The 24325-nt window shown below is 72.6% G+C and carries 34 protein-coding genes and 1 riboswitch; of the genes, 12 read left to right on the top strand and 22 right to left on the bottom strand.

Going from position 1 to position 24325, the window contains the following annotated elements; all coding sequences use genetic code 11:
- Window position 1 precedes the first annotated feature (1 nt).
- The 6 genes from ABEA15_RS02425 (at window position 2) to ABEA15_RS02400 (ending at window position 2837) form a co-directional block, all read left to right on the top strand.
- Window positions 2–268 carry a hypothetical protein gene (locus ABEA15_RS02425; RefSeq protein WP_345555275.1) on the top strand — a complete coding sequence of 89 codons (267 nt, stop codon included), beginning with the start codon at window positions 2–4 and terminating at the stop codon, window positions 266–268.
- Window positions 265–681: a hypothetical protein gene (locus ABEA15_RS02420; RefSeq protein WP_345555274.1), complete on the top strand. Its 417-nt coding sequence runs from the start codon at window positions 265–267 to the stop codon at window positions 679–681. Before ABEA15_RS02425 ends, ABEA15_RS02420 begins: the two co-directional genes overlap by 4 nt.
- Window positions 662–964 carry a hypothetical protein gene (locus ABEA15_RS02415; RefSeq protein WP_345555273.1) on the top strand — a complete coding sequence of 101 codons (303 nt, stop codon included), beginning with the start codon at window positions 662–664 and terminating at the stop codon, window positions 962–964. The genes ABEA15_RS02420 and ABEA15_RS02415 overlap by 20 nt, the downstream gene beginning before the upstream one ends.
- Before the next feature lie 39 nt (window positions 965–1003).
- The gene (locus ABEA15_RS02410) at window positions 1004–1282 is read left to right on the top strand and encodes a hypothetical protein (protein WP_345555272.1); all 279 of its coding nucleotides are present in this window, start codon (window positions 1004–1006) and stop codon (window positions 1280–1282) included.
- Entirely contained in the window at window positions 1269–2417 is a 1149-nt protein-coding gene (locus tag ABEA15_RS02405) for a peptidoglycan-binding domain-containing protein (RefSeq protein ID WP_345555271.1), read from the top strand. Before ABEA15_RS02410 ends, ABEA15_RS02405 begins: the two co-directional genes overlap by 14 nt.
- A 63-nt stretch (window positions 2418–2480) precedes the next feature.
- Window positions 2481–2837, top strand: a complete 357-nt coding sequence (locus ABEA15_RS02400) for a hypothetical protein (protein ID WP_345555270.1) — start codon at window positions 2481–2483, stop codon at window positions 2835–2837.
- On the opposite strand, the gene ABEA15_RS02395 is transcribed toward ABEA15_RS02400, so the two are convergent.
- The 3 genes from ABEA15_RS02395 to ABEA15_RS02385 are packed head-to-tail and all read right to left on the bottom strand — an operon-like array spanning window position 2798 to window position 4372.
- The gene (locus ABEA15_RS02395) at window positions 2798–3226 is read right to left on the bottom strand and encodes a hypothetical protein (RefSeq protein ID WP_345555269.1); all 429 of its coding nucleotides are present in this window, start codon (window positions 3224–3226) and stop codon (window positions 2798–2800) included. The two genes, ABEA15_RS02400 and ABEA15_RS02395, sit on opposite strands and share 40 nt — an antisense overlap.
- Window positions 3223–4167: an ATP-dependent DNA ligase gene (locus ABEA15_RS02390; protein ID WP_345555268.1), complete on the bottom strand. Its 945-nt coding sequence runs from the start codon at window positions 4165–4167 to the stop codon at window positions 3223–3225. Before ABEA15_RS02390 ends, ABEA15_RS02395 begins: the two co-directional genes overlap by 4 nt.
- 58 nt (window positions 4168–4225) lie before the next feature.
- Window positions 4226–4372 (bottom strand): hypothetical protein, encoded by a 147-nt coding sequence (locus ABEA15_RS02385; protein WP_345555267.1) that lies wholly within the window; start codon window positions 4370–4372, stop codon window positions 4226–4228.
- Window positions 4373–4444: 72 nt separating this feature from the next.
- On the opposite strand from ABEA15_RS02385, the gene ABEA15_RS02380 reads away from it, so the two are divergent.
- On the top strand, window positions 4445–4666 hold the full coding sequence (locus ABEA15_RS02380; RefSeq protein ID WP_345555266.1) for a hypothetical protein: 222 nt from the start codon (window positions 4445–4447) through the stop codon (window positions 4664–4666).
- Window positions 4667–5049: 383 nt separating this feature from the next.
- Here ABEA15_RS02380 and ABEA15_RS02375 read toward each other — a convergent pair whose 3' ends face one another.
- Entirely contained in the window at window positions 5050–5574 is a 525-nt protein-coding gene (locus ABEA15_RS02375; protein ID WP_345555264.1) for a hypothetical protein, read from the bottom strand.
- 52 nt (window positions 5575–5626) lie between these two features.
- The gene (locus tag ABEA15_RS02370) at window positions 5627–6868 is read right to left on the bottom strand and encodes a helix-turn-helix domain-containing protein (protein ID WP_345555263.1); all 1242 of its coding nucleotides are present in this window, start codon (window positions 6866–6868) and stop codon (window positions 5627–5629) included.
- A gap of 533 nt (window positions 6869–7401) precedes the next feature.
- Here ABEA15_RS02370 and ABEA15_RS02365 point away from each other — a divergent pair.
- Window positions 7402–7995, top strand: coding sequence for a helix-turn-helix domain-containing protein (locus ABEA15_RS02365; RefSeq protein ID WP_345555262.1), 594 nt, complete (start codon window positions 7402–7404; stop codon window positions 7993–7995).
- Between the two features lie 911 nt (window positions 7996–8906).
- Here ABEA15_RS02365 and ABEA15_RS02360 read toward each other — a convergent pair.
- From ABEA15_RS02360 to ABEA15_RS02325, 8 genes are all read right to left on the bottom strand, one after another.
- Complete coding sequence (locus ABEA15_RS02360) at window positions 8907–9290, bottom strand: hypothetical protein (RefSeq protein WP_345555261.1); 384 nt, start codon at window positions 9288–9290, stop codon at window positions 8907–8909.
- A gap of 345 nt (window positions 9291–9635) precedes the next feature.
- Complete coding sequence (locus tag ABEA15_RS02355) at window positions 9636–9980, bottom strand: hypothetical protein (RefSeq protein WP_345555260.1); 345 nt, start codon at window positions 9978–9980, stop codon at window positions 9636–9638.
- Window positions 9977–10423 (bottom strand): DUF6221 family protein, encoded by a 447-nt coding sequence (locus ABEA15_RS02350; RefSeq protein ID WP_345555259.1) that lies wholly within the window; start codon window positions 10421–10423, stop codon window positions 9977–9979. Before ABEA15_RS02350 ends, ABEA15_RS02355 begins: the two co-directional genes overlap by 4 nt.
- Window positions 10416–10601: a hypothetical protein gene (locus ABEA15_RS02345; protein WP_345555258.1), complete on the bottom strand. Its 186-nt coding sequence runs from the start codon at window positions 10599–10601 to the stop codon at window positions 10416–10418. The genes ABEA15_RS02350 and ABEA15_RS02345 overlap by 8 nt, the downstream gene beginning before the upstream one ends.
- Window positions 10594–11064 carry a hypothetical protein gene (locus ABEA15_RS02340; RefSeq protein WP_345555257.1) on the bottom strand — a complete coding sequence of 157 codons (471 nt, stop codon included), beginning with the start codon at window positions 11062–11064 and terminating at the stop codon, window positions 10594–10596. The genes ABEA15_RS02345 and ABEA15_RS02340 overlap by 8 nt, the downstream gene beginning before the upstream one ends.
- Complete coding sequence (locus ABEA15_RS02335) at window positions 11061–11267, bottom strand: hypothetical protein (protein ID WP_345555256.1); 207 nt, start codon at window positions 11265–11267, stop codon at window positions 11061–11063. The genes ABEA15_RS02340 and ABEA15_RS02335 overlap by 4 nt, the downstream gene beginning before the upstream one ends.
- 57 nt (window positions 11268–11324) lie before the next feature.
- Entirely contained in the window at window positions 11325–12071 is a 747-nt protein-coding gene (locus ABEA15_RS02330; protein ID WP_345555255.1) for a metal-dependent hydrolase, read from the bottom strand.
- A gap of 46 nt (window positions 12072–12117) precedes the next feature.
- Window positions 12118–12309, bottom strand: a complete 192-nt coding sequence (locus ABEA15_RS02325) for a hypothetical protein (protein WP_345555254.1) — start codon at window positions 12307–12309, stop codon at window positions 12118–12120.
- A gap of 104 nt (window positions 12310–12413) precedes the next feature.
- On the opposite strand from ABEA15_RS02325, the gene ABEA15_RS02320 reads away from it, so the two are divergent.
- The gene (locus ABEA15_RS02320) at window positions 12414–12578 is read left to right on the top strand and encodes a DUF4177 domain-containing protein (RefSeq protein WP_345555253.1); all 165 of its coding nucleotides are present in this window, start codon (window positions 12414–12416) and stop codon (window positions 12576–12578) included.
- 211 nt (window positions 12579–12789) lie between these two features.
- On the opposite strand, the gene ABEA15_RS02315 is transcribed toward ABEA15_RS02320, so the two are convergent.
- The 7 genes from ABEA15_RS02315 to ABEA15_RS02285 all read right to left on the bottom strand — a co-directional run bounded on the left by ABEA15_RS02315 (window position 12790) and on the right by ABEA15_RS02285 (window position 17948).
- On the bottom strand, window positions 12790–14922 hold the full coding sequence (locus ABEA15_RS02315) for an FtsK/SpoIIIE domain-containing protein (RefSeq protein WP_345555252.1): 2133 nt from the start codon (window positions 14920–14922) through the stop codon (window positions 12790–12792).
- 63 nt (window positions 14923–14985) lie between these two features.
- Window positions 14986–15432 carry a hypothetical protein gene (locus ABEA15_RS02310; protein WP_345555251.1) on the bottom strand — a complete coding sequence of 149 codons (447 nt, stop codon included), beginning with the start codon at window positions 15430–15432 and terminating at the stop codon, window positions 14986–14988.
- Between the two features lie 3 nt (window positions 15433–15435).
- A complete protein-coding gene (locus tag ABEA15_RS02305; RefSeq protein WP_345555250.1) occupies window positions 15436–15612 on the bottom strand; it encodes a hypothetical protein in 177 nt (58 codons plus the stop codon).
- 178 nt (window positions 15613–15790) lie between these two features.
- Entirely contained in the window at window positions 15791–16927 is a 1137-nt protein-coding gene (locus tag ABEA15_RS02300; RefSeq protein ID WP_345555249.1) for a hypothetical protein, read from the bottom strand.
- A 61-nt stretch (window positions 16928–16988) separates the two neighbouring features.
- Window positions 16989–17189 carry a hypothetical protein gene (locus tag ABEA15_RS02295; protein WP_345555248.1) on the bottom strand — a complete coding sequence of 67 codons (201 nt, stop codon included), beginning with the start codon at window positions 17187–17189 and terminating at the stop codon, window positions 16989–16991.
- Window positions 17190–17275: 86 nt separating this feature from the next.
- Window positions 17276–17671 (bottom strand): hypothetical protein, encoded by a 396-nt coding sequence (locus ABEA15_RS02290; RefSeq protein ID WP_345555247.1) that lies wholly within the window; start codon window positions 17669–17671, stop codon window positions 17276–17278.
- Window positions 17672–17747: 76 nt separating this feature from the next.
- Window positions 17748–17948: a hypothetical protein gene (locus tag ABEA15_RS02285; RefSeq protein WP_345555246.1), complete on the bottom strand. Its 201-nt coding sequence runs from the start codon at window positions 17946–17948 to the stop codon at window positions 17748–17750.
- A gap of 336 nt (window positions 17949–18284) precedes the next feature.
- Between ABEA15_RS02285 and ABEA15_RS02280 the strand changes: the two genes are divergently transcribed.
- Window positions 18285–19232: an ATP-dependent DNA ligase gene (locus ABEA15_RS02280; protein ID WP_344145174.1), complete on the top strand. Its 948-nt coding sequence runs from the start codon at window positions 18285–18287 to the stop codon at window positions 19230–19232.
- Between the two features lie 88 nt (window positions 19233–19320).
- On the opposite strand, the gene ku is transcribed toward ABEA15_RS02280, so the two are convergent.
- Window positions 19321–20427: a non-homologous end joining protein Ku gene (gene ku / locus ABEA15_RS02275; protein ID WP_345555245.1), complete on the bottom strand. Its 1107-nt coding sequence runs from the start codon at window positions 20425–20427 to the stop codon at window positions 19321–19323.
- A 116-nt stretch (window positions 20428–20543) separates the two neighbouring features.
- Between ku and ligD the strand changes: the two genes are divergently transcribed.
- Complete coding sequence (gene ligD, locus ABEA15_RS02270) at window positions 20544–21449, top strand: non-homologous end-joining DNA ligase (RefSeq protein WP_344145004.1); 906 nt, start codon at window positions 20544–20546, stop codon at window positions 21447–21449.
- A gap of 15 nt (window positions 21450–21464) precedes the next feature.
- On the opposite strand, the gene ABEA15_RS02265 is transcribed toward ligD, so the two are convergent.
- Window positions 21465–22736 (bottom strand): FAD-binding protein, encoded by a 1272-nt coding sequence (locus ABEA15_RS02265; RefSeq protein WP_345555244.1) that lies wholly within the window; start codon window positions 22734–22736, stop codon window positions 21465–21467.
- A 582-nt stretch (window positions 22737–23318) separates the two neighbouring features.
- Here ABEA15_RS02265 and ABEA15_RS02260 point away from each other — a divergent pair.
- Window positions 23319–23915 (top strand): MerR family transcriptional regulator, encoded by a 597-nt coding sequence (locus ABEA15_RS02260; RefSeq protein ID WP_386699672.1) that lies wholly within the window; start codon window positions 23319–23321, stop codon window positions 23913–23915.
- A 283-nt stretch (window positions 23916–24198) separates the two neighbouring features.
- A riboswitch (glycine riboswitch) is annotated at window positions 24199–24288 on the top strand.
- The last annotated feature ends 37 nt before the right edge of the window (window positions 24289–24325 follow it).

Here is a 24325-nt window from a genome sequence, read left to right as displayed (position 1 = left end):
CATGGCTACGAGTGACCGCCGGCGCCTGCCCAGCCCGATAGGGGATGCGCAGCCCGGCGCGGGGACACGCCCGCGGCCGACCCCGCCGCCGCGGATGCCCGAGGCGGGCAGCGGCGACACCGCGCCCGGGGCGGCGCTGGACTATGCCGCACTGGATGCGGCGCGCCGCCAGCGGTATGGGCGCGAGGAGCTGCCGCTGCGCGACGACAGCGCCGAGTACATGGCGCGCTCGGGCGGCGTGAAGACAGAGGGGGCGACCGGGACGTGACGCAGGTCGTGGCCGCCGAAGGTGGCCGGTGGCTGCGCGGCGCCACCTACCTGATGGTGATCTGCGGCGGGGCGTGGTCGCTGTGGTGGCCGGGCCACCCGCTGCTGTCCGGCGGAGGGCAGATTGTCGCGTTCGGCTACGCCGCGGCGATGGTCGCCGGCGGCCTCTCCTGCCTGTACGGCACGCTGCGCGGCCGGTGGTCCGGCGAGCTCCTGGGGTTGCCGATGGTGACTGTATCCACGGCTGCGGTGGCCATAGCGCTGTGGTGGCACATTCCCGCCTCCCTCGGGCTGTCCGTGCTGGGCACCGTAGCGACCGTGTGCACGCTGCTGCTGGCTGATCGGTGGAGGGGAGTCTGGAAAATCGCCCACCTGGCTAGAGAGGCGGCCAATCGTGCACCTAGGTCTGCCTGAACTGCTCGCGCTGGTGGGCACCGCCGGTATCGGCGGCACGCTCCTGGCTATCGCCAAGGCGTGGGCGGCGCACCGTGACGGGGCGCGCGCGCGTGAGCGCGACGTCATCAAGGACTCCGAGGACTGGCGGCGCCACGCCGACGATGCCCGCCGGGACGCGGAGGCGCGTGCGGCGTGGTGGCGCGACCGGGCGGCGGAGCTGTGGCTGCAGTGCGTGCAGCACGGGGGCCAGCCGGGGCCGCTGGGGCGACCACCGCGCTCCGAGTCCGATTTCTCCACATAGGCCCCGCAAGGGGCCTTTTTCATGAGCGCTGGAGGGCGCATGAGCGAACACGTCCAGCCTGTCGAGGAGCCCGTCTTCTCGCCCGACTACGAGCAGGACCAGGCGCGCCTGCACCAGGCCGCCCGGGAGCGCGAGCAGGACCTCTCCGCCAAGACCGTGGAAGAGGCCGCTGAGGAGCGCCGCGAACCCGACCTCGACGAGGACGGCCAGCCCGTGCCCGACGCCGATGAGCTGCAGGACCCCGACGACCCGGTCGATGAGGACGAAGGCCTGTGGGACGCGATCGAGGGAGAGGAGGGCGACGATGGCGATCGGTAAAGCGGCCCTCTTCGAGTGGCTGCGCGACCAGCGCGGCTACCGCGAAGGCCCTCGCTCCAACCAGCAGAAGTACAGCCCATCGGTGCCGGGCCTGGAGTGGTCGAACTACCAGCCGTGGTGCGCGACCTTCACTTGCGCCGGGTTCCTGGCCGCCGGCGGCCGCCCGAACGTGGACTTCCCGCTGACCGCGTCGTGCCTGCAGCAGGTGGCGTGGGGGCGGGCGCGCGGACGCCTGTACTCGCGGGCGAAGTCCGGTGACCTGATGATGATCGGACCCGGCGGCGGCACCCACGTGGAGATCGTCGTCAGGGTGTCCGGCGCCTACGTCACCACCATCGGCGGCAACACCTCCGGGTCGTGGGGCGGCGACTACGCCAACGGCGACGGGGTCTACCAGAAGACCAGGTCTATGGCGAGCGCCTACGCCTACGTGCGGCCGCGCTACGGCACCTCAACTCGCACCATCGAAGGAGAAGACGACGTGCCCGATTTCAGCTGGTACAGCGCCGGGGAAGGGCAGGTCCTTCAGCCCGGCCAGTGGACCACCCTCGAACTGTCCAACAAGCAGGGCGCCGGCAAGGGCAAGTACTGGTCCGTCGTCTTCGGCGAGTCGGTCTACAACCTCGCCGCGATGGCGGTCCTCGACGGCACCGACCTGCCCGAGGGCGCCGAGGTCCAGATGCGCGCCTCCCACTACGAAAAGCGCGGGGGCGTGGACCTGCCCGACGGGATCCTCAAGCGGGGCGCGTCGGGCGCCAAGGTGCGCCGCGTCCAGGAATGGCTGGACGAGCACGGCTACGACCTGGGCCGCTGGGGCACCGACGGCAAGTACGGCGGCACGACCGAGGACGCCGTCGAAGCGTTCCAGCGGGACGCCGGGCTCTTCGAGGACGGCGAGTACGGGCCCAACACCGAAGAGGCGATGGAGGAGAAGTCCGGCACCGGCAGCTGGGAGATCAACCTCGACCACGCCATCGGCACCCCCTCCATCCACGCCGGCGGGAACTGCCACGTCGCCTACCACCTGCCGGAGAAGGTGTTGAAGGGTCACCGGGTGCGCGTGCGCGTCGTCCAGTACGGCGACAAGCCGGTCAAGGTCAAGTCCGCCCACGTCTACCTCCACGAGTGGAAGTAGCCCAGTCCCACATTGAAGGTTCACCCCGCCTGTGTGCGGGGTTTTCGCATGTCAGGAGACAGGATGCCTGAGAAGTTCAAGATCTTCGGCCGGGAGCCGGCGCTGATCCTCGGATTCATCTCGGCGGCGCTGGGCCTGGGTACCGCGCTGGGTGTGCCGGGGTTGTCGGGGGAGCAGGCGGCGCTGGTCGTCGCTGCGATCACCGCGGTGTTCGGTGTGGCCACGGCGGTGCAGACGCGCCCGATCGGCCCGGCGGCGTTCACGACCCTGGTGACGGCGGTCGCGGCGCTGGCTGCCGGTTACGGGTTCGACGTGGGGCCAGGGGTGGTGGGTGCGGTGGACGCGATGGTGCTGACCGGGCTGTCGCTGCTGATGCGCGGTCAGGTGAAGCCGAAGCCGTCGCTGGTCGTCGCAGCCTGACCTATGGTGCGGCCGCGCGCGGCGGTGTTAGCGTCGTCGCACGGCCCGAGGGAGAACGCGCCCCGTCCCCGTGTGGGGGCGGGGCTTTTTCGCGCGCCTGGGTCAGCGTTTCTTTCGCCAGGAGCGGGGCTGCTCGGGGGAGTGGTGGGTGATCTCGCCCGCTCGATGACGGGCACCTGCACGTACACCTGCCCGTCCACGCGCGTGACCTGTGAGACGGGCACGTCGGCGACCTGCCACCGGTAGTCGGTGCTGGTCTCGTAGATCTCGCACCAGGTGACGCGTGCGCGCATCCCGCCGGGGGTGCGCACCCAGGCGAGGAGGTACACCTGGCCGCCGGCGCCGCGGTAGGTGACGCGGGGCGGCAGGTGGGTGATGGGCGAGCTCATTCGGTGTCCAGGCCGGTGGGGACGTCGGCGGGGGTCCGGTCGGGTCTGGGGCGCCGGTACCTCACGGCGTGGCGCCAGGCGTGCCCGGTGGTGGCGGTGTCGGGCTCCACTTCCACGACGATGGTCGGCTCGACCCGGGTGTAGGCGATGCGCTCCCGGCTACCCCACCTGGGCGCGAGCGTCGCCGGCCACGGATGTCCCGCGGACGCCTTGTGCAGCCCGTGCTCGGCGAGTTCTTCCTGCTGCCGCCTGCTCAGGTCGGTGGTGCGTCCGGCGATGCGCAGCCTGCCGCCGGTGTCGTAGCGTCCGAGGATCAGCGATCGGGGGCTGTGGGTTTTCCCGATGATGCCGCCGACGATGGCGTCGGTGGTCACGCGGCGCTTGTACTTGAGCCATCCGCGGTGGCCGGGCCGGTAGCGGCTGCGCCCGTCCTTGGCGACGAGGCCCTCCACGCCGACGTCGGCGAGCCCGGACCACCACTCCATGGCCTCGTCCACATCGCTGGTCTGCCAGGACAGCATGAGCGTGGGGTCGTCGATGCCGTTGAGGAGGTCGGTGAGGGTGGCGCGGCGCTGGTCGAGGGGCCGCCGGGTGATGTCGCGGCCGTTGTGCCGGAGCAGGTCGAACACGATGAGGTGGCAGGGTTCGGTGCGGGCGAGCGCGGGGGCGGTGCGCGCGCTGGCGCGGTTGCGGCGCAGCAGCGCGTCGAAGTCCAGCTTCCCGCCGCCCCACCGGACGATTTCGCCGTCGAGGGTGGCGCCGCCGGGGACCGCGGCGAGGGCTTGGGTGATCTCGGGGAATTTGCGGTCGAGCCGGGCGCCGCTGCGGGAGGAGAGCACCACCCGCCCGTCGATCTGGGCGATCGCCCTGAACCCGTCCCATTTGGGTTCGTACCGCCAGTGCGGGCCTTCGGGGAGCGTGTCGGTGGCGCGGGCGAGCATGCAGTCCACACTGCGGTGGTGCCCGCGCCGGGGTGGGGGCGGTCGGGGTTTTGCCTGATCAGGACCAGGATTTTCGGTAGTTCTCCAGCAGCGCGGCCCGCTCCTCCCGGGTGGTCGGCTCATCGCCGGTGGTTCCGAGTGCGGCGCGCACGGCCTCCCATTCCTGGTCGGTGACTTCTCGCCCGTCGTCGGGGGGTAGCTCCATGACCGCCCTGTACCCGTGTCCGGGCGCGGCCACCCTGCGCGCGCGGACCTGGCGGCCGGGCACCATAGACCCATGGCTGAGGTGGTGCGGGTGGTGCTGTACGGCGGGCCGCTGGACGGGCAGGTGCAGGAGCACGCGCTGTCGGACCTGGGCCCGGATGTCGAGGGGTGGGGGACGCACATGGTGGTCGACGGGCCCCGGTGCTGCCCGGCCGACCCCGGGGCGCGGGCGGTGTACGAGCCCGAGCCCGGCGGAGACCCGCACGTGTGGACCTGGCGCGGCTGGTGCCCATGAGAGCGCCCCCTGCCCGAGGGGACGGGGCAGGGGGCCGCGGGGGGACGCTCAGGCCGGTAGGCCCGTCACCCGAAGGTTTCGCCGCACGCCGTGCACACCACCCCCGACGGGTCGTCGGGGTGCTCCTGCGGGGTGTGGCTGCCTCCGGTGACCGGGCAGGGCCCGCCAGCCATAGGGTCCTCCTCACGTCAGGGGCCCCTGCCCGGCATGCGCGCCCGCGCCTCGACCGGGCAGGGGGGATTGTGGGTGCCCGCCCGGTAGCCCCCGAGGGGGCACAGCATCGGACACCGGGCGGGCGGTTGCCGCACACGCCATATCGGTGCGACACCAGGTCCGCGCGCCGGCCTCCCCCGGGATAAGGACCCGAACCGGCGCGCGGAAGCTCAGCGGCGGGAGTCCTCGAACGCCTTCATGGCCTCGGCCTGATCGACCAGCCACCGGCGGATCCGGTCCGCGGTGGAGGGGCCGCGCCGGTGCTGCTCCACCCCGTAGGCTTCCGATCCGGCGGGCGGGGGGACGTGGCGGGCGAGCGTGTAGTACTCCGCCCCGGACAGCACCCGGCACTCGATCCGCCACACGTCGCCGAAGTCCTGCACGAGTCCGCCGGGGGGGACGACGCTGCCGTGCCCGTCGGGGATGCGCTCGTACATGTCCCCGGACCGCACGGCCTCCTGGATGGTGAGGCGGGTGTGCATCGCCTCAGGGGTCGCGGTGGTGACGGTGGTCCGCAGGATCCACGCCTCACGCTTGGCGTCGTAGGGTTCGGTGCGGTGGGTCGCGACGATGCGGCCGGTGCCGGTGTCCCGGCAGATGTCCCACTCCTGGCCGAATTCGGCGCGGAGCTGCGCGAGCGCGTTCGCGTCGAGCTCCACTGGCGTGTTCTCGGAGGCGGGGGTCGCGGTGTCCATACCGGCACGCTAGAGCCGCCGTGCCCGCAGGGAGGGTAGGGTTCCTACCCCCTCAGGTGAGCATCCCGATGCGGTGCGCGAGATCGGAGGCGCGCCGCCGCCGGGCGGGCTCGCGCGCGTCCAGCTCCTCCAGCACGATCCGCCTCGCGTAGCCGTTGTAGCGGATGGTCTCCGGCGCCGCCTCATGCGCCCCTTCCAGGGTGGCCATGGCCGCCTGGTGCTGGGCGTCGAGGTGGTAGGCGCGGGCCTGCTCCACCTCGTGGCGGGCCCGCCGCGGCCGGGAGGGGATCGCCGACGCGGGGGCGCGCTCGGACTGGCGCACGGACTCGCCGCCGGCGCGCAGCTCCACGGCGATGGTGGTGGCGTGCGCCCCCATGATCGCCCGGGAGAACGACGTGACGGGGTGGTAGTAGTCCCCCGGGAGTCCGGAGGCGATCGCCGCGGCCTGGTCGTAGTTCCGCCACGCATCCCCCATCCGCCCCGCGCGCGCGGCCGTGTACCCGGACTCGAACACCAGCGACCCGTGCATGGCCAGCGCGTCGGCCCCGTCGTCGGCCGCGCGCGGCTCCAGCAGCGCCACCGTGTCCGTGGTGACCAGGTCGGCGGCGTCCCAGTCCCCGGCGTCCCTATGGGCCTGGGCCATCAGCCAGGACGCCACCCCGATCGCGTGCAGGTCCCCGGAGTCCTGGGCGGCCACCATGCCCCTTTCGGCGACCCGCCACAGCAGATCCTGGGCGGGCTGGTAGGCGATGAAGAACTGCGCGAGAGCGTAGGTTTCGGCGAGGACGGCTTGGGCGCGGCGGCGGGTTGTGCGGTCCTCGGCCTGGTGCGCGGCCAACTGGGCGTCGGTGATGAGGTCGGGCAGGAGCCGGCCGAGGACGTCGCGGTGGTAGGGGCTGCTGTGGCGGGCCGCCCATGCCTGGGAGAGGCGGGCGCGCAGGTGCTCCACGGGGGGAGCGTCGCGGTCACCGAGCAGGGCGGGCAGCTTGTTGACGGCGGCGCGCACGGCGGGGAGGCGTTCGTGGCCGGGGCCAGTGAAGATGTCGACGGACAGGGACTGGTCTCCGGTCAGTTCGTTCAGGTTCCGCACCCGCAGCGCCTCAGCCAACTTGAGGAGGATGGGGAGCTTGGGGGTGTCGATGCGGCCCTTCTCGACCGCCTTCACCCACTCACCGGACTTGCCGACGAGTCCGCCCAGGACAGTGCGGGTGAGCCCGCGGCGTTCCCGGATGATCTGGAGCCGCTTACCGAAAGGGACGTTCTGGGGCTCGGACGGGGGGGTATCGTGGTCCATGGCTCCGCCTCCTGGTTGGTCGCACTCCCAGGCTAAGGCGGGGCCGTTTTTTGTGTCAGGGCTGCTGCTGATCTGAGACCTGCCCGTCGGGGCCGTCGTCGCCCTTCCAATCCCACTCGATGGTCCTGTCGGCTGCTTCCGGGACCTCCCGGCGCCTCCGGAAAGCGGCGATCAGCGGACCCATGAGGTCGGCGAGGAGCCCAGGCGGGCGGTCTTCTGCGGTTGGGACTGTGTGCCTCATGTCCTGCTCACGGTCTTCCATGCCCAGAGAGACGCCACCCGCGTCCGCGATGGTTGCCTGTGACGTGCGGGGCGCCGGTTATGCACGTGCAGCGGTACACTGTGGGGACAACCGAAAACAGGCGAGCCCGACCGGTGCTACCAACACCGAGCCGGGCTCTGACCACACACCTGATCACGGCTAAGATCATCAGGAGGTGGCTAAGCGTGAAGCTTAGTCCCATGGTACCCCGTGGCTCGAACCCGGGGCCTATTCCGCGAGTTCCGCAGCACCTCCCCCAGGGAGGCGCGCGATGATCCGCCCCGACGACGAGACGAAGCCGTTCGTCGGGCGCTGGAACTCCCTCATTCGCATCCTGCTTGTCGAGTCCTCCGTGAAGCACGTCGCGCGCGCCGCGATGGACTACGCGAACCTCTACGACGGCACCAGCTGCCACCCCAGCAACGAACGCCTCGCCCGCGAAACCGGGTACAACGAGCGGACCGTCCGCAAGGCATGGGCCGCCATGCGCGGAATGGGCTTGGCCGAGCGCGTCTCGCACGGCGTGGCGCACCGGCGCCTCTCCGATGAGTACCAACTGGTGATCCCCGAGAGCTGGCAGTCCCTGCCCGTCCTTGGGCCGAGCGGCGCCAAGTTCACCTGCGTCCACTGCGAGAAGGCGTTCAACCCAACCGGGAACTGCAAGGTCCACCCCGACGGGCGGGTGACGTTCGACCTGATCCCCATGGTGTTCTGCCCTGAACCTCGCCAGAGGAAGGGCCGCGAGGAGCCGTGGTGCGCAACCGAGTGGGACGGGCAGCGGCGGGCGTCGGGAGAAACGCCGTGGAGTCAGCTCGGGCAGGAGCGGTGGAAGGTCTTTCATCTGGCGCGGGGCGAGGAGTGGTGATGGCGGAAGTCAGTTCCGGTACCGGAAGTCAGATCCGCGGATACCGGAAGTGAGTTCCGGGTGTGGTGGAAGTGAGATCCGCAGGTACCGGAAGTCACTTCCACCCAACTACTCAAGTACCTACTCATGGAACGACTCATCTGACCATCGTCGCGCTGACGCGCGACGGCGCGAGAAGGCATCATCGACACAGGAGGCACCATGGAACCCCGCCCCGAAGAACACGTCCCCCGGTGGCGCCCCGTCGGCAGCCGCATCGAATGGCACCCCCGACCCCCCGAAGGCACCATCATCGTCCTGCACCGCTCACCCTGGCGGGTCGTGGAGTGCCGCGAGATCAACCCCGCGAACTGGACCGACGCCGAGAGCGCCGCCTATGCGACATGGCGTAAGGGCGTCCCCCCGGAAGAGTGGCCCCAACGCCCCTTCGTCATGGTCCTAGACCCACTCCCAACCGGGAAACGCCAGCACGGGCGCGTCCCCGGCGGCCACACGGTCACCCGCCGCTGGGACGTACTCGACGAGCACTACCCCGTCTGCAATCTCTGCCAGGAGTTGGCGCCCTGCCGCCACATGACCACCGAGCAGGAGGTGTCGGCCGGGCATGCCCGGCTGCACCGAATGATGTCGATGACGGCTGACTCGTGCTGGGGGTGTGGTGAGCCCATCACCAGGCGGCAGAAGAGTGTGAGGTTCGACGGCGAGAACCTGGTCTTGCCGGGCGGTCCGACCCCGGTGCGGTTTCACACTCGTAGCCGTTGCCAGGGGGAGGCTGCCGCTTACGAGCGGGCGTGGCTGGCGGCTGATCCGGGGCGGGTGTCGCCGATGCGGGTGACCGAGACTCTTGAGTGGGGCTGACCCCGGGCACGCGGAAGGCCCGGCACCGATGCGGTGCCGGGCCTCTGGACTTCTCAGACGTCCGCGCGGCGCCACACCCGCCGATCAGACATCCCCACCAGCACCGCCGGTGCGAACAAGAGCGCACACACGAAAGCGCCGCCCACCTGACCCGCCGCCGTCCCGCCGCGCGCTTCCACGCCGACGAACCCCGCCAGCCCGGCGCACACCAGCAGGCCGATGCACACCGCCCACTCCGCCGCGCGCGGCCGCGCACCGCCCCACGCCCACAGCCACCAGGGAGGAACCGCTATGCCCACGACGATCCCCGGGGTAGCGAGCGGACCGAACGCGGGGATGATGATCACAGCGAGCAGGCTTGACCCGAGGATCGTGAGGGCCGCGCCACCCCAGAGGCCGATGATGCGGCTGACGCCGCGGTTGGTTTCGTCGCTCATGGGTGGAGCATGGCAGCGCGCTCCGGTGCGTCGCGGGGGATGGCCGGGACCGGACACGCAGAAGGCCCAGCACCGTGTGTTGGTGCCGGGCCTACGCTCACAGCTCGGGGGGCCTCAACCACCTCAATGGGTGGAAGGACCCGTTCGCACGGTTCCGACCGATCCCCGCAGCCAAGACCAGTCTACCGGGGCTCTCCTCCAAGCCGCTCCAAGCATCGCCACGGGCTTGGAGCAAACCGGGCGGGCACACGAAAGAGGCCCCGCGCAACGCGGGGCCTTGAGAATGTGCCTACCCCGCCCAGAGAGGGGCGGATCAGCGCATGCGCACAGTCTACCGGGTCGCGGTCACGGCGCCCACCCGTCTCCGTAGTAGCGGTCCAGGTCGGCGTCGAGCGCGGCCAGATCCGGGTGGCGCGCGACCACCTCCCGCGCGTTCTCGCTCCGGTCGATATCGTCGGCGAACTCCTCGCCCGCCGCGTCGAGCGCGTCCTGAAGCACCCGCTTCGCGGCCTCCCACGTCGACCGGAACCGCTCCACCAGCAGCGGGGCGACCAGATCCCAGTACTCGGACGCGGCCCCGTAGTCGCACACATCGTCCACCATGAGGGCGGCTTCGTCTTCGGTGAGTTCGCTCTGCGCGGCGAGGTCGGTTGCCACCTGCGCGCGGGCCTTGCGGTCAAGGAGTCTCACGGCGCCCACCCTTGCTGCCAGCCGGCGCGGTGGCGGTACCCGGACGCCAGGGCGCGCACGGCGGTCTCCAGCGCGGACGTGCGGGCCCGCCCGGTCTCGGAGTCGTGGTCCCACGCCCTGCCGGTGGACGCGTACTCGGCGGCGGCCTGTTCGTAGTCGGCGACGATCCTGCGCTCGGCGTCGATGCGGGCGAGGGTGTCGGCCGGGTCATGGCGGGCCGCGCCTTCGGGCACCGGCACCTCTAGATCCTCGATGAGGTGGGCATTCGCCGGGCCGTCCGGGATGTCGTCAGCCACCAGGGCGGCGGCACGGTCCTTCGCGGCTTCGGTGCCCGCGCGGAACCCGTCGGCCCACGGCCCGTCGGCGGCTCCCCGCGCTGCCTTCTCGTCGGCGTCCCACTGGGCGCGCAGCCACGCGACCATCGCGTCCACGTCGTCACTCACCAGGCGCCTCCCTTGCCGTCAGCGTCGCGATGTGCTCGGAATGTGTCGTCCGCGCGGGGCGGCAGGTGAGCCCGTTGTCGTTGCGCCACCCGTCCGCCCAGTCCAACCGGACACGCTCACCGCAGCCAGGGCAGGTCAGTGTGTCGCCCACCTGCGGGTCGATGACCACCTCAGACACGGGGCGCCTCCATCGTGAGTGCGGTCTGCCCCGTGTACGCCACGAACGGCGGCGGCCACACGGGCTCGTAGGTGATCTCAGGCGGATCCTCGGGTGGCCTCGGGGCGGGAACACCGAAGCCCTTCGGCCACAGCGCGAAGTCGAACCCGAAGAACAACTCCCACGGGTCGCGGACGTCGTCCATGGTGAACCCGAACGCCTCGGGGTTCTGCGGCGGCGGGGGAACGAGCGTGAAGTCGCGGTGCGTGGTCCGCATCGCCCGCTGCATGAACTCGTACACCGAGTGGCCCGCAGCGTCGAGAGAGCCCTCGAAGCGGGCCAGGTCCTCGATCAGCGTGTACCCGATGTCGGTCCACGGGTCGTATGCGGGCGCGGGCTCGTCGGGCGCCCACCGCATGGCGTCCGGGCCGATGCTGTAGTCGGCCAGGGCGGCGTCGATCGCGGCCACCACATCCCCGCTCACCGGGGCGTCCACTCAGCGTCGTAGTCCGGGTGCCCCCGCCACTGCCACGCGAGGAGGCGCAGCGCGACACGGGCATTCCGATGCACCACCTCGTCGCCGTGAAGGAACGGGCGGATCGTCTCCTGCAGGAGGGCGGACAGCGCCTGCTCCCGGTCGGGCTCCTCCCTGATGCGCGCGTTGATGAACGCCTCGATGTCGTCCATCTCCTGCGTCGTCATCGCTTGCGGCTGTCGCCTGCTGCCTGGCATACCTCTCACCTCTCACCCAATGATGGCCCACGCGGTCAGCGCGGGCACCCCTACCGCGCACGCCCACCGGACGGCGCGCTCCTGCCAGACGTTGCCCGCCCGGAACGGCAGCGGGCTCCTGTGCATCCACCACCGCTTGCCGCGCACCCGCATCGGCCACGCGAGCGGCACCCCCTGGCTGGTGAGCCAGTCCCCGAGGACGTGCACCCACGCCCCCACCGCGACGACGGCGCCGAGGAGGACCGGGTGCGGCGGGGCCACACCCGCCACCACACCGGTGATCAGCAGCGCGCCCAGGCTGACGGTAAGCCAACTGGAGAGCGCCGCCCGGTCCCGCCCCGTGAGGCACTGGCCCAACCCGCGCAGGCCCAGCGACACGAGCAGCCACAGCACCACCGCCGCACCCCACGAGTGCAGCGCGCCGAGCCCGGCCAGCACCCCCATGGCCGCGCAGGCGGGCGCCGTGTGCGTCAGATGCCGGTGCGCACCCGCACCGTCCCGGTAACCCCCGTCATCGCGAGGCGTCCGCGTGACCCGCCACGCCGCGCTCGAGAGCGCCCGGACACCGCGGGACACCGCCCGCGACGCGGGACCCTGGCTCCTAGTGGCCGTCGCCTCGGGGTGATCGAGGTCCGGCAGCAGGCCCGCGCCCGCACCCACCAGGCCGCACCACACCAGCTCCACCAGGCCGCCGCCGGCGGCCGCGCCCAGGGCGACACCGGCCAGCGCGCCCGTGAGCGCGTGCGTTCCGCCCATCATCGGAGCCACCGCCGACCCATCACATTGCGCAGACGCGCAAAGCGATTCAGGCCACCAGCGCCAACAACCGCCCCACCGCGTCCGTGTCCGGCTCCGCGAGCAGCGCCTCCTGAGACAACACCACCGTGTCGCCGTCCTGAGGCTGCGCCACCAGCCACCGGCCGCCCCGATCCACCAACGCGCTGCCCGCCGGCGCGTACAGCAGCGCTAGCACCACAGGGGCGTCGGGGCGGGGCATGACTCTCCACAACTCTCAACAGGGGGGCCTCCAGTATCCCAGGGGCGCCGGGGTGGCGCCCGCTTACAATCGACCCAGCAGCCACAGACACCAGGGGAGGCGTCGTGCAGCGCTGGGACTACCGCGTCGAGGAGACCGACCGCGGCCTCCACAACGGCCAGTTGCGCAACCTCGGCGCCGACGGGTGGGAGCTGGTGTCCGAGGTCGTGCTCGTCGACGGCCGCGGCGACCGGACGGTCCGCTCCGTCCTCAAGCGCCCCCGCGACTGACAGTGACTAGACGCCGGTAGACGGTCCCGGGCGTCTATCCGCCACCCCCGCCGCGCCTACGCTTCTCACCTGCGAAAACAACATGCGCGCCTGCCCTTGACGGATCGGGCGTCTAGGCCTGTCTGAACCGTCAAGATCACAGTTCACACAGGGTTCGCGGGGCGTCTACGGGGGCGTCTGCACCGGCAGCGACCAGACACCCCCAAGACGCTCACTCCTCGTAGCGGCTGGCCGCCTGCTCCAACGCATCCCGCCGGTACCCGCGCACCTGATTCCCGTCCGCGTTGACGAACCGGCCGCCCAGCACGCCCGCGGCCCGCAGCTCCTCCTGCATGTCCACCAGGTCCATGCCGCAGCCGGCCGCGATCTCCGCGCCGGTCACGCCCCGGGCGCCTTCGGACAGGGTCAGCGCCGCGCGCAGCACCGGCGGAACCCCGCCCGCCCCGCGGGGCGCCTCTCCATCCGCCTCAGGGGGCGCCTCGGGGGCGCCTCCCCGCGGCAGGTGCCGCCACGGCTCCGCGTCGGGCAACCCCAGTACCGTCGAGTCATCCGAGAGGTCCCACACCTGGATCGGCGCCTGACCCGGCCCGCGCCCCGGAACGCTGGCCAGCGCGAACCCGCCCAGCTCCAACTCGTGGCTGCTCCAGTCCGACCCGAGCACCAAGTTGTTCTCCTTGCGGCCCGCAGTGCGCAGCGCGATGCGGTCCTGCATGACGCCGGCTAGCTGCGACGGGATGCCCTCCCCGATCGCGGGCTTCTGTGTCGCCCACTTCAGGTCGATCCCGCGGGAGCGGCCCATCGACGCGAGCGGCCGCAGCCTCTTGATCAGGTCCAGGTCGTCATCGGGGTCGTCCATCGCGACGATCTCGGCGCCCTCGTCGACCACCACCACGATCCGCGGACGCTCCGCGGTGGGCGTCCAGGTGGCGACCCCCTGCTCCTGCATGATCTGCGACCGCGCATCGGACTCCGCGCCCAGCTCACACAGCACCGACAGGATCTCCCGGGGCGTATTGGCGATGCGGACCTTGCCCTTCCACAGCGCCGACTCCTCACCCTTCCCGTCGAGGTAGACAACCGCGGTCGGCTCCCGGGCGCACAAAGCCTCAGCCATGAGCACCCGCAGCAGTACCGACTTGCCCGCCCCCGAGGTGCCCGCGATCAGCATGCGACCCTTCGGCAACGCGACCGGGCGGCCGGTGTCGATGTCCAGGCCGATCCCCTGGCGGTCCGGCCGCCAGGTCATGTCCCGCTCCGGCGTGCGGGTGCGGATGCGCAGCACCGCCTGGTCACCGACGTCGCCGGGCGACAGGTCGGTGCGCACGCCCTTGGGGACGGCCAGCGCGGCGCGGATCGCGCCGAGCTTCTTGTCGAGCGCCTCGGGGGTGAGGCGCCCCGTGGTGGTCAGCACCACCCGGATTCCTAGGGCGTCGATCGTGGGGGAGGCGGGGGTGACGCCGGCGAGCCCGCGCCCCGAGGCGGCCTTGGACCAGTCGGTGAGGCGGGACAGGATCGTGTTCTCCGCCTCCGAGGCGCCCACCACCGCGGCGGCCGCCGCACCCTGAGGCGCACCGGGGGAGGCGAACGAGGCGCCCCCCTGAGGCGGGGCGAGCACCCGAGTCTTCTCCTGCACTTCCGTCACCTCGGTGGCGCCTTCGGCGACCGCGATCGCGTGGCCCTGCACCGCCAGCCACGCCCACGCCACCGGGTAGGCCAGCAGCGGCCACCACATGCCCCCGGCGAACAGCGCCACGACCGGGCCGACCGCCACACACACCGGCAGCGCGGACTGGCGGGCGAGGCGCCCCCCGCGCGCCCGCAGGGTGAGTGCGTCGATCTTCATCGCCGACACCCGGCGCCGCTCCAGCATCGCCAGCTCCTCGGACAGGAGCTTCACCTGCGCCTCATCGCGGCGGATCTTGGCCCGGTCGAGCTTCTTCGCGACCGCGGCGCGGCGCCGGTAGATCTCCGCGTTTGCCTCCTCGGCGATCTCCTCGTACAGGTCCGGGTCTTGGATGTAGGCCTCGGCGGTCTGCCACCTGCGCGACCAGGCCAGCAGCGCGTAGGTGTGCCAGGACTCCAGGCGGGCGCGCAGCCGCGCGTTGATGTCGTCGAGCAGCGGCCGCTTCGGGGTGGCCGCCTCGCCCGCCTCGGGGGCGGGCACGACCGTGCCCTGCACCGCCTCACCCTCCGCCCCGCGGGGCGCCTCCTGCGCCTCCCCCCGCGCCTCGGTGTCGTCGGGGCGGGGCGCCTCACCCGCCTCCGCGGGCTCGCCCTCCTCCCACACGAGGCCCGTCGGGATCTCGTCCGCCTCTGCCAGCGGCCGCTGATCGTGTGCCATCATCACTTCCACGTCCTTCCATAGATAGGGCGGGGACGCCGGGCACAGCCCGCCCGGCGTCCCACATCACGAACCGACCGCGCCGCCGACGATCCCCGCGACCAGCTCCGCGCCGAAGGTGTGGATGCCGTCGATCATCGAGGGCAGAGCCCCCGAGGAGGCGCCGTGCGCCGCGATCGGGGTGACGATCAGCGCGACGATCGCGATGGTGTTGTAGGTGTGGTCCTTGTAGAGGTCCATGCAGGTGATGGCGAAACCGCCGATGCACAGCACCCCCCAGATCACGGTGGTCGGCAGCGGCTCACCGAACGCGCTCGCGACGAAGCCCGCGAGGCCTCCGACGAGGTTGTCGTTGCACCAGCCCAAGATCGTCTGGGAGGCCTGGGACCGGTACAGCAGCATCGACGCCCCGAGGCCCACGACTAGGGCGCTCATGCCTGCGGTGCGGCCCTTGAGCTTCTTGTTCAGCCAGAAAGCCGTGTAGAAGAGGACCAGGGACAGGAAGAAGTACATCGGCTAGGACTCCTTGCGCAGGTAGTGGCGGGCGATGACGGCACCGACGACCCCCACCGCGATCACGGCGACGGGAATGAGGATCAGGTCGGGGGCGCCGACGAACGCCAGGGCGGCCACCGTGATGGCGGCGAAAACCACGGGGTACATGAGGCGGGTCGGTATCGGTCGTCCGGACATCTACTGCTCCTTCGGTTGGTGGTGCGGTGGCGAGGGCGCCGGCTGCGCTCACCCGCGGGTGCTCGCTGGCCTGGCCCGTCCTCGGGGTGGTGTGCTCGCCCACCCGCTGGTGCGGGGAGGCGGGCACGCCCCCCGAGGGGAGGCGCACCCCCGAGGCGCCGGGGCGCCCCAGGGGCGGTTACTGCTTCGTGCGGGACAGCACGGACACGTCCACCCCGTGCTTGGCCAGAGCGTCACGGCGCCGCCGCACCGTGGCGGGGTCGCAGTCCAGGGCTTTGGCCGCACCCCGCACCGAGGCCGCCTCGCCCGCCTGGGCGATGTAGTCCACGAGCGCCTGCAGGCGTGGCTCCAACCCGTCTGCGGCGCGCGCCCGCGGGGCCGGCGCGGGGGAGGCGCCCCGAGGCGACGGCTGGTCAGAGCCCATCGCCTGCCCGAACCCCATCACCTGCGCGGCCGGGGAGGCGGACAGCGACGACAGGTCATCCGGCGCCGCCTCACCCTGACCCAGCGCGAGCCCGCGGCCCGCCTGAATCTCCCGGGTGAGCTTCACCCGCTGCTTGATCACCTCGGCGTCCTCGCGGTCCATCTCCATCTGCTGCGCCGCGGCCCGCCGGATCCGCTCCAGCTCCGCCTCGTGCGCCGCCTGGGCCTGCGCGGCCTCCAACTCCTGCTCGGCCGCCGACAGCTCCCGGGCGTAGGCCGCATCCCGCCGGCGCCGCGCCACCTCAGCCTGCTGCTCGTGGGTGAGCCCGGTGTCCAGCTCCGCGGCGCGGCGGGCGGCCTCAGCGTCGCCTGCGGCGCGCTGGGCCTCCTGCTCGCGCTGGTGCCGCTGTGCGGCGGCGCGCTGCTGCTCCGCCTCCTCGCGGACCGCGGCGTGCTGCGCAAGCCGGGCGTGCAGCGCCAGCGACCACAACGCCTTCGCCGCCAGCGGGATGAGGCCGAGCGCCATCAGGGGCCAGTCGATCAGCCACGAGTGCCAGCCCACCAATCCGGCGGCCACCGCGGCGATCGCCCACCCCGCAGACTGCGCGGGGCGGGCGACGGCCGGGGCGACCCACGCGATCGCCACCGACGACACCAGCGCGATGTCGAGCACACCGCCGGCGGCCAGGCCCACACCCCACGGGGCAGACTCGGGCAGGCTGTCCATCAGCGACCACACGGTCAGCACCAGGGACGCCACCGACGGCACTGCGGCTGCGGTGATTAGGACGCGCACGGGGTACCCGGACGCGCCTGCGTCGGCGCCGGGCATCACCAGGCGGCGGAAAAACCCCTGCTTGCCGGGGGTGTCGGAGGTCTGTAGCGTCTTCATCAGGTCTCCTTTCGAGGCCGGCGGCCCGCCTGGTCCTGGCAGAGTGGGCGGGCCGCGTATGTCAGGTGGCGGCGCGCACCTGCTCTTGCAGGTGGCCGCGGGCGGCCCGGTAGGCCACCGTCTCGGCGAAACCCGACCGGGTGTAGGCGGCGTCCAGTGCGGCGATACGCCGACGCAGCCGGTCGACCTCGCCGGCGGGCGTGCCCGCGCGGTTGCAGTCGGGGGTTTCGCACGCGAACGCGGCGTCGAACAGTGTGGCCATGCGGTCCTCCTCGGTGTGCGGATGGTGTCCCGGGTGCCGCCCCCGGGGACGGATGGACGGATGCGGGGGCGGCCCCGGCACACCACCTACGAGGCGGTGCGCCAGTCCACGAGCACCGTCGCCACCGAGCACGCGACAGCCAGGGCGGCGCCGGTCCAGTGCACGACGGGCGAATCCGAGACCAGGAACACCGCGAGGGCGGCGATCGCCAGCATCCACAGGGCGGTGTCACGCACCATGGCGAGATCCACGCCGCCGCGGTCCCACTGGGCGCGCGCCTGGGCGGCCTCACGGCGGGCGCGGTCGGTGAACTCCTCACGCGGCCCGCGCCGGTGTGCGGCCGCGACCGTTGCGGCGCCCACGAACAGCACGCCGCTGGCGGCTAGTGCCCACTGGGCGGGGGTGAGGTAGGGGAGGGCGGAGACGATCGTCTCGACGCCCGGGGTTGCGGTGCGAACTACACCGGCAGATAGAGTTTCCACGGGTCCTCCCTGGTCAGCTCAGGTGATGGGCCAAGCCCTCAGCGTGGTGTTTCCGGCACCCGCTGGGGGCGTTTTCTTATGTGCGGCTCTTGAGATCCGCGATGCGCGTGTGGATGTCAGCGGCAGCGAGCATGTTCGTCGCCGCCGGCGACTCCCACCCGTACCGGGGGTCCTGGTACACCATCAGCCACACGTCATCGAGCAGGCGGCCGGCCTCGGCGATGTGATCGGCCGGGGTCGCATCCTGTGACGCGTGCGCCTCGATGGGCTGGACCATGCGGGGTTCCCCTGTATCTGGAGCGGATCTGGAGCGAGCTTGTGAAATTGAGGTCGAAATTTTGTAGGTTTGCGCAGCTACGAGTAGCTGCCTGCACCCTCTGACCTGCAGCCCCGCTGGTGGTGCTGGTCGGCGCCTCACTTACAGAGATTCCGCGAGTTCCTCGACCAGATCTCGCCGGAGGACTTCGGCCGCACCACCTGATCCCCCTCGCCCGGCCTCCCCGGGCGGTCCCCGCCGCAACACTCCGCCAAGGCGCGGTCAACATCGGTCCATGATCGGACCTGCGCCGGGCTGCGCGGCGCCCGTCCCGGGCAGTCTCGGTGCGTGGAACCCATGCTCGCCCGCACCGCGAACGTCCTGCCCGAGGGCCCGCACTGGCGCTATGAGCCCAAGTGGGACGGCTACCGCGCCATCGTCCGGCGCGACGGCGACGTGTCCATCACCTCGCGCTCCGGCAGGCGGCTGGAGGCCGTTTTCCCCGACGTCGCCGCGGCGGTCGAGGCCTCGCTGCCCCCGGGCACCGCGGTCGACGGCGAGATCGTGCGCTGGTCGACCGAGGGCCGCCTCGACTTCTCCGGCCTGCAGCGCCGCGGCCACTCCGGTCCCCAGGAGGCGCAGCGGCTGGCGCGCACCGAGCCCTGCCACTTCATCGTCTTCGACCTTCTGCGCGAGGACGGGGCCGAGCTGGCGGGGCGCCCGCTGGACGACCGGCGCGCCCGCCTGGAGGAGCTGATGCGCGGGGTCGGCGAGCCGGCGCTCATGCTCGGCTGGCAGACCGGCGCCGTCGACGTCGCCCGGCAGTGGTTCGACCAGATGTGGCGGGTGGGCGTGGAGGGCCTGGTCGCCAAGGACGGGCGCGGCCGGTACCGGCCGGGGCGCCGCGACTGGCTGAAGTACAAGCGGCGTGTCACTACCGAGGCGATCGTCGGCGGTGTGATCGGCGGCGCCGGCGACCCGCGGGAGCTGATCGTGGGCCGCCGCGACTCCCAGACCGGCGCCCTGCGCGTGGTCGGGCGGACCAAAGAGCTGGCCCCCGCGCAGCGCCGGGAGATGGCGAAGCTGCTGCGTCCCTCCGGCGGCGACCACCCCTGGCCGCCCAAGCTGCCCTCCCGGTGGGGCTCGGCCCACGACTACGCGCGGGTGGTGCCCGAGGTCGTGGTGGAGATCTGCCCGGACGCGGCGCAGTCCTCCGGGCGCTGGCGCCACGCGGTGGGCTATGTCCGCCCCCGCACCGACCTGGAGCCGGCCGACGTGCCCACCGACCTGTCCATCGAGGGCTGAGATGGGCACCGCCGCAGGCCCGGCCGGATCCGGTCGAGGAACGCGCGGAGTTCCTCGACCACCCCGGGCGCCGCAACCGCCCGCGGGGTCAGGAGGCCGAGCGCGCCGATCCGCCCGAGCGGGCGCGCTCGACGGCCTCCTCCAGCTCGGCGCGGTCCATCTTCGACCGGCCGGGGACGTCCAGCTCGGAGGCCAGCCGCGACAGCTCGCGCTTGGACAGCTCGGAGAGCGGCGCCTCGCGCGGCTCGGGCGCCGCGCCGCCGCCTCCGCGGGGACGGGCCCCGCCCCTTCCGCCGGTCCCGGCGCGGTCCTTCGCGGTGCCGCCCTTCCCGGCGCCGCCGTCAGCGGAGCCGCGCCGGGCTCCGCCCCGCCCGCCCTTGCCGGACCGGGAGGCCGCGGACTCCTCCTCGCCGCCGCGCAGGCTGGCGCGCAGCGCCTCGGTCAGCTCCACGACGTTGGTCTCGGGCGGCGGCCCCTCCTCGGCGTAGCGCACCCGCTCGCCCGCGCTCTTGGCACGGATCAGCTCGTCGATGCGCTCCTGGTAGTCGTCGGTGTACGCCTCGGGCCGCCACTCCTCGGCCATGGCGCCGATCAGCTGCTCGGCCAAGTCCAGGTCGCGCTCGCCCAGGTCGGTTTCGGGGATGGCGGGCAGCGTCTCCTCCGGGTCGCGGACCTCGTCGGCCCACCACAGCGTGCTCAGCGTGAGGACGCCCTGCTGGGGCCCCACCACCGCCAGGTGCTGGCGCTCGCGCATCACCAGCGTGGTCAGCCCGAGCCGGCCCGAGTGCTCCAGGGCCCGGCACAGCAGCCGGTAGGGCTTGGCCGACCCCTTGGACTCGGGGGCGACGTAGTAGGCGGAGTCGTACCACAGCGCCTCGACGTCGTCGGCCGGCACGAACGCGGTGATCTCCAGAGAGCTGGACCGGCCGGGCGCGATCTCCTCCATCTCCCGGGGCTCGACGATGACGTACTCGTCGGCGCCCGAGGAGGCGTCGGCCTTGGTGCCGCGCACGATCTCGGCGGAGTCCACCTCCTTGCCGGTGCGCTCGTTGACCCTCCGGTACCGGATGCGGTCGGAGGTGTCGCGCTGGAACTGGTGGAACCGGGTGCCGTGGCGCTCGCGCGCGCTGAACAGCCGCACCGGCAGGCTCACCAGACCGAAGGACAGTGTTCCCTTCCACACCGGAGAGGCCATCGGGCGCCTCCTTCCGCTCGGGCTTACCTCTCATACTGCCCGTTACCAGGTAAAACGCCGCAGGCCGCGGGTAAAGACGCACGCGAACACGCCGGCGCGGGCGGGAAAGGGCACGGTTGGACACGGAAGCGCTGACATGGCGGGTGGGCGCCCACCGGGTCCGCATCAGCCGACCCGGCAAGGAGCTGTTCGAGCCGGGCGGGGTCACCAAGCGCGAGCTGGCCGAGTACTACCGCGCGGTCGCCGGGCCGATGCTGCGCCACCTGCGGGGGCGCCCACTGGCCGTGCAGCGCTACCCGCACGGCATCGCCGACCCCGAGGGCGGCTTCTACGTCAAGAACCGCCCCTCCTACGCGCCCCCGTGGGCCGGTTCGGTGCACGTGGCCAAGGACGACGGCCGCGCCGGGAACGAGATGCTGGTCTGCGACGACGCCGCCACCCTGGTATGGCTGGCCGACCAGGCCGCCATCACCCTGCACCCGTGGCTGACCAGGGTCGGCGACCTGCGCCGCCCCGACCGGCTCGTCATCGACCTCGACCCGCCCGGCGACGACTTCGCGCAGGTGCGCCGCGCGGCCTACGACGTCCGCGAGGTGCTGGAAAGCCTGGGCCTGGCCGCGTTCGTGATGACCACCGGCTCGCGCGGCATGCACGTGGTCGCGCCCATCCGCCCCGAGATCGACGCCGGCCAGGCCCGCGACTTCGCCCACGTCATCGCCGAACTGGTCGCGCGCCGCCGCCCCGACGAGCTGACCACGCGGTTCCGCAAGCGCAGCCGCGGCGACCGGCTGTTCCTGGACTACCTGCGCAACGGCTACGCCCAGCTGGCGGTGGCGCCGTACTCGGTGCGCGCGCTGCCCGGAGCGCCGGTGGCGGCCCCGCTGTCCTGGGACGAGCTGGAGCGCGTGGACACGGCCCGGCACTGGACGGTGCGCACCCTCCCCGAGCGCTCGGGGGCCGAGCCCTGGCGCGACATGGCCCGCCACGCCCGCTCGCCCCGCCGGGCCATCGAGCGGCTGTAGGACAGCGGGGCGGCGTCAGCCGCCGAGGACGTGCTCGCGCAGGAACGCGTTGGCGAACTTGCCGCGCGGGTCGAACCGGCGGGCCAGCGCCGCGAAGTCGCGCATCCTGCTGTAGCGCCCGTGCAGCGACCCGGCCGGCGCGGTGAACAGCTTGCCCCAGTGCGGCACGGCGCCGAAGGGGTCCAGCCGCTCCTCGATGAGCTCCAGCACCGGCAGCACCGCGGCGGTGTCGGGGACCAGGGTGAAGTGGAAGCCGACGGTGTCCTGGCGGTGGCTCGGGCTCAGCCACAGCCCGTCGGCGGCGATCGTGCGGATCTCGTGGACCTGCAGGACGGGGGCGATGCGCTCGCGCAGCGGCTCCAGCGCCCGCAGCGCCGCGACGGCCGCGCCGCGCGGCAGCAGGTACTCCGCCTGGAGCTCCTCGCCTGCGCTGCTGGGCGGCGATCCGGGGCGGAAGTGCGGCAGCCGCTCCGACCAGGGGCCCGCCACGCCCAGCTGCCGGGTGGAGTGCTCGGCCGACATCTCCGGCACGGGGTGGCGGGGTCCGTCCGCCGGCCGCGCTCCGAAGAAGCCGTCGGCGCCGCCGGCGGGCGGGCCGCCACCCACCCGGTGCTTGAGCCACACCTGGTCGACCACCGGGTCGCGCCAGCGGGTGAACAGGCTGACGCTGTAGGCGGCGCCGGTGATCGCGTCGAAGTCCTCGTCCAGCGCCTCCAGCGGCAGGCCTTCGTAGACGCTCTGGGCGACGTCGAAGTCCGGTTCGGTGCGCAGCGTCATCGCGGTCACGATCCCGAGCGCGCCGAGCGCCACGACCGCGCCGTCGAACTCGGCGCCGTTCTCGGCCCGGCTCAGGCTCACCAGGTCGCCCTCGGCGGTCACCAGCTCCAGCGCCTCCACCGCGGTGGCAAGGTTGCCGTTGGCGTCGCCGGAGCCGTGGGTGGCGGTGGCGACCGACCCGGCCACCGAGATGTGGGGGAGTGATCCCAGGTTGTGCAGGGCGCGGCCGCGCTCCTGGAGCCACTGCGCCAGCTCGGCGTAGCGCACGCGCGCGCCCACCTGGACGGTTCCGGCCGCGGTGTCCAGCTCCATCGTGCGCGGCAGGCGGGCGAGCGAGACGAGGTCGCCGGGGGTGTCGGCGACGGCGTTGAAGGAGTGCCCGCTGCCCAGGGCCCGTGCCCGCTCGGCGCGGGCGACGGCGGCCTGCACCTCGGCGACGGTGGAGGGGTGGTGGAGGCGCTCGGCGGCGAAGCCGATGTTGCCCGCCCAGTTCGTGGTAGGCCGGTTCACCTGCTGCCCCTTCCGGGGAGACGGATGGAACGCGGCGGCCGGCGGCCGCCCGTTGTGGCAGCCACCAGAGATACCAGACGCGGTGTCCCCCCTCGCGCGGGCACCCGGGCCGGCGAGGGCCCCGGTGCGAGGGCCGCTCGGGCAGCGGGCCGCAGCGGCCCGCGCGCGTCGGGGCGCCGCACGCGGGTGGGGGAACCGTGCGAACCGGGCGGCCCGGTCGCGGTGGCGGCGGCCGCGGCGGCCGGATCCGCCTGGACGCGACGGTCTCGGCGACGGCGTGTCGCGGGTATGTGGACGCGCCCCGCGGGCGCCGGCGCGGCACCCGGGTCGCCGCCCGGTCCGGTGCTCCGGTTCCGGTGCAGGTCAGGAAGGCGGGAAAGCGGCCCGCGAGCCGCTCTTCGGTTATGCTTGCAAATGGACGGCGGCGGTGCTCGGCGGCGGCGAAACAGGTTCCGCGACGCGCCGATGGGTGTCGTTGACGCTGTCCGTGCGACCGGCTTACCTTCAATGTCGAAGGAACCCGCGGCGCACCCTTCATGCCCCCTGTCAAACCGCCGTGGGCCGAGGAGCCGGAGGTTCGGCGTGGCGGTTACTAGCGGTGAGCAGCAAACCTCCGCTCTCAGGCATACAGCGATACGGCGAGCTGGGGAGCAGGGCCTGCTGTGCGAAGAGGACGTGGTGGCGCTGCCTATGGACGTCGGTTATCGCGGCCCCACGGCATGTGCGGCCGCCGGAATCACCTATCGGCAACTCGACTACTGGGCCCGCACCGGCCTGGTCGGCCCCACCGTGCAGCAGGAGGGCGGTAGGCCCCCGCTGTACGACTCCCGCGACGTCCTGCTGCTCAAGGTCGTCAAGCGGCTGCTCGACACCGGCATCTCCCTGCAGCAGATCCGCCCGGCGGTGGACCACCTGCGCTACCGCGGTACCGCCGACCTCGCCCAGGTCACCTTGATGAGCGACGGCGTCAGCGTCTACGAGTGCACGTCGCCCGACGAGGTCGTCGACCTGATGCAGGGCGGGCAGGGCGTGTTCGGGATCGCCCTGGGGCGCGTGTGGCGCGAGCTCGAGGGCGCTCTCGACGAGGTTCCCGGCGAGGAGCTTGGCGGGTCGCTGAGCCCGCAGGCGCGGCCCGCCGACGAGTTGGCGCGGCGCCGCCGCGAGCGCAAGACCGGCTGACCTCCGGCCTCCCGCGGACTCCGCCGGCCGCGCCGGCCTCCCCGTCCGCGCTCGCCGGCGCCGGCCGCCCGGTCCGCGGGCGGCGGCGCGGGTGTGATGCGCGCCTACCCGCGTGCACTCCACGAATGCGCCCGGATCCAGTAACGTCGGCTGTGCGGCGGGCCTGACACGCGCGCGACCGCGAAGGCGGGCAGTACGCCCCCGCCGCCCTGTGGTCCATCAGGGCCGTACATAATGGACGACCCACAACCGAACAACGCAGTCGACACCACGATCCGGCCGTCGATACCACGCGGGAGAGACCCCACAGCGGGGCGCCGACGGGGCAAAACTCCCCAGTAACCTCTCAGGCACCAAGGACCGCGTGGAGGAGGCCACTCTGGAGCGGTAGGCGAGACGTGCCTGCGCCT

Origin of the sequence: Streptomonospora halophila (genome assembly GCF_039542725.1) — a bacterium.
In the GTDB taxonomy this organism is placed as follows: domain Bacteria; phylum Actinomycetota; class Actinomycetes; order Streptosporangiales; family Streptosporangiaceae; genus Streptomonospora; species Streptomonospora halophila.
The sequence above is the reverse complement of the archived record's forward strand: the minus strand, read 5'-3'. Positions and strand labels throughout refer to the sequence as shown.

Excerpts from the sequence above, each read along its gene's own strand:
- ABEA15_RS02425 (WP_345555275.1), top strand. The coding sequence starts at position 2 with ATGGCTACGAGTGACCGCCGGCGCCTGCCCAGCCCGATAGGGGATGCG.
- ABEA15_RS02410 (WP_345555272.1), top strand. The coding sequence starts at position 1,004 with ATGAGCGAACACGTCCAGCCTGTCGAGGAGCCCGTCTTCTCGCCCGAC.
- ABEA15_RS02405 (WP_345555271.1), top strand. The coding sequence starts at position 1,269 with ATGGCGATCGGTAAAGCGGCCCTCTTCGAGTGGCTGCGCGACCAGCGC.
- ABEA15_RS02400 (WP_345555270.1), top strand. The coding sequence starts at position 2,481 with ATGCCTGAGAAGTTCAAGATCTTCGGCCGGGAGCCGGCGCTGATCCTC.
- ABEA15_RS02395 (WP_345555269.1), bottom strand. The coding sequence starts at position 3,226 with ATGAGCTCGCCCATCACCCACCTGCCGCCCCGCGTCACCTACCGCGGC.
- ABEA15_RS02390 (WP_345555268.1), bottom strand. The coding sequence starts at position 4,167 with ATGCTCGCCCGCGCCACCGACACGCTCCCCGAAGGCCCGCACTGGCGG.
- ABEA15_RS02385 (WP_345555267.1), bottom strand. The coding sequence starts at position 4,372 with ATGGAGCTACCCCCCGACGACGGGCGAGAAGTCACCGACCAGGAATGG.
- ABEA15_RS02380 (WP_345555266.1), top strand. The coding sequence starts at position 4,445 with ATGGCTGAGGTGGTGCGGGTGGTGCTGTACGGCGGGCCGCTGGACGGG.
- ABEA15_RS02375 (WP_345555264.1), bottom strand. The coding sequence starts at position 5,574 with ATGGACACCGCGACCCCCGCCTCCGAGAACACGCCAGTGGAGCTCGAC.
- ABEA15_RS02370 (WP_345555263.1), bottom strand. The coding sequence starts at position 6,868 with ATGGACCACGATACCCCCCCGTCCGAGCCCCAGAACGTCCCTTTCGGT.
- ABEA15_RS02365 (WP_345555262.1), top strand. The coding sequence starts at position 7,402 with ATGATCCGCCCCGACGACGAGACGAAGCCGTTCGTCGGGCGCTGGAAC.
- ABEA15_RS02360 (WP_345555261.1), bottom strand. The coding sequence starts at position 9,290 with ATGAGCGACGAAACCAACCGCGGCGTCAGCCGCATCATCGGCCTCTGG.
- ABEA15_RS02335 (WP_345555256.1), bottom strand. The coding sequence starts at position 11,267 with ATGGACGACATCGAGGCGTTCATCAACGCGCGCATCAGGGAGGAGCCC.
- ABEA15_RS02330 (WP_345555255.1), bottom strand. The coding sequence starts at position 12,071 with ATGATGGGCGGAACGCACGCGCTCACGGGCGCGCTGGCCGGTGTCGCC.
- ABEA15_RS02325 (WP_345555254.1), bottom strand. The coding sequence starts at position 12,309 with ATGCCCCGCCCCGACGCCCCTGTGGTGCTAGCGCTGCTGTACGCGCCG.
- ABEA15_RS02315 (WP_345555252.1), bottom strand. The coding sequence starts at position 14,922 with ATGATGGCACACGATCAGCGGCCGCTGGCAGAGGCGGACGAGATCCCG.
- ABEA15_RS02310 (WP_345555251.1), bottom strand. The coding sequence starts at position 15,432 with ATGTACTTCTTCCTGTCCCTGGTCCTCTTCTACACGGCTTTCTGGCTG.
- ABEA15_RS02305 (WP_345555250.1), bottom strand. The coding sequence starts at position 15,612 with ATGTCCGGACGACCGATACCGACCCGCCTCATGTACCCCGTGGTTTTC.
- ABEA15_RS02300 (WP_345555249.1), bottom strand. The coding sequence starts at position 16,927 with ATGAAGACGCTACAGACCTCCGACACCCCCGGCAAGCAGGGGTTTTTC.
- ABEA15_RS02295 (WP_345555248.1), bottom strand. The coding sequence starts at position 17,189 with ATGGCCACACTGTTCGACGCCGCGTTCGCGTGCGAAACCCCCGACTGC.
- ABEA15_RS02285 (WP_345555246.1), bottom strand. The coding sequence starts at position 17,948 with ATGGTCCAGCCCATCGAGGCGCACGCGTCACAGGATGCGACCCCGGCC.
- ABEA15_RS02280 (WP_344145174.1), top strand. The coding sequence starts at position 18,285 with ATGCTCGCCCGCACCGCGAACGTCCTGCCCGAGGGCCCGCACTGGCGC.
- ku (WP_345555245.1), bottom strand. The coding sequence starts at position 20,427 with ATGGCCTCTCCGGTGTGGAAGGGAACACTGTCCTTCGGTCTGGTGAGC.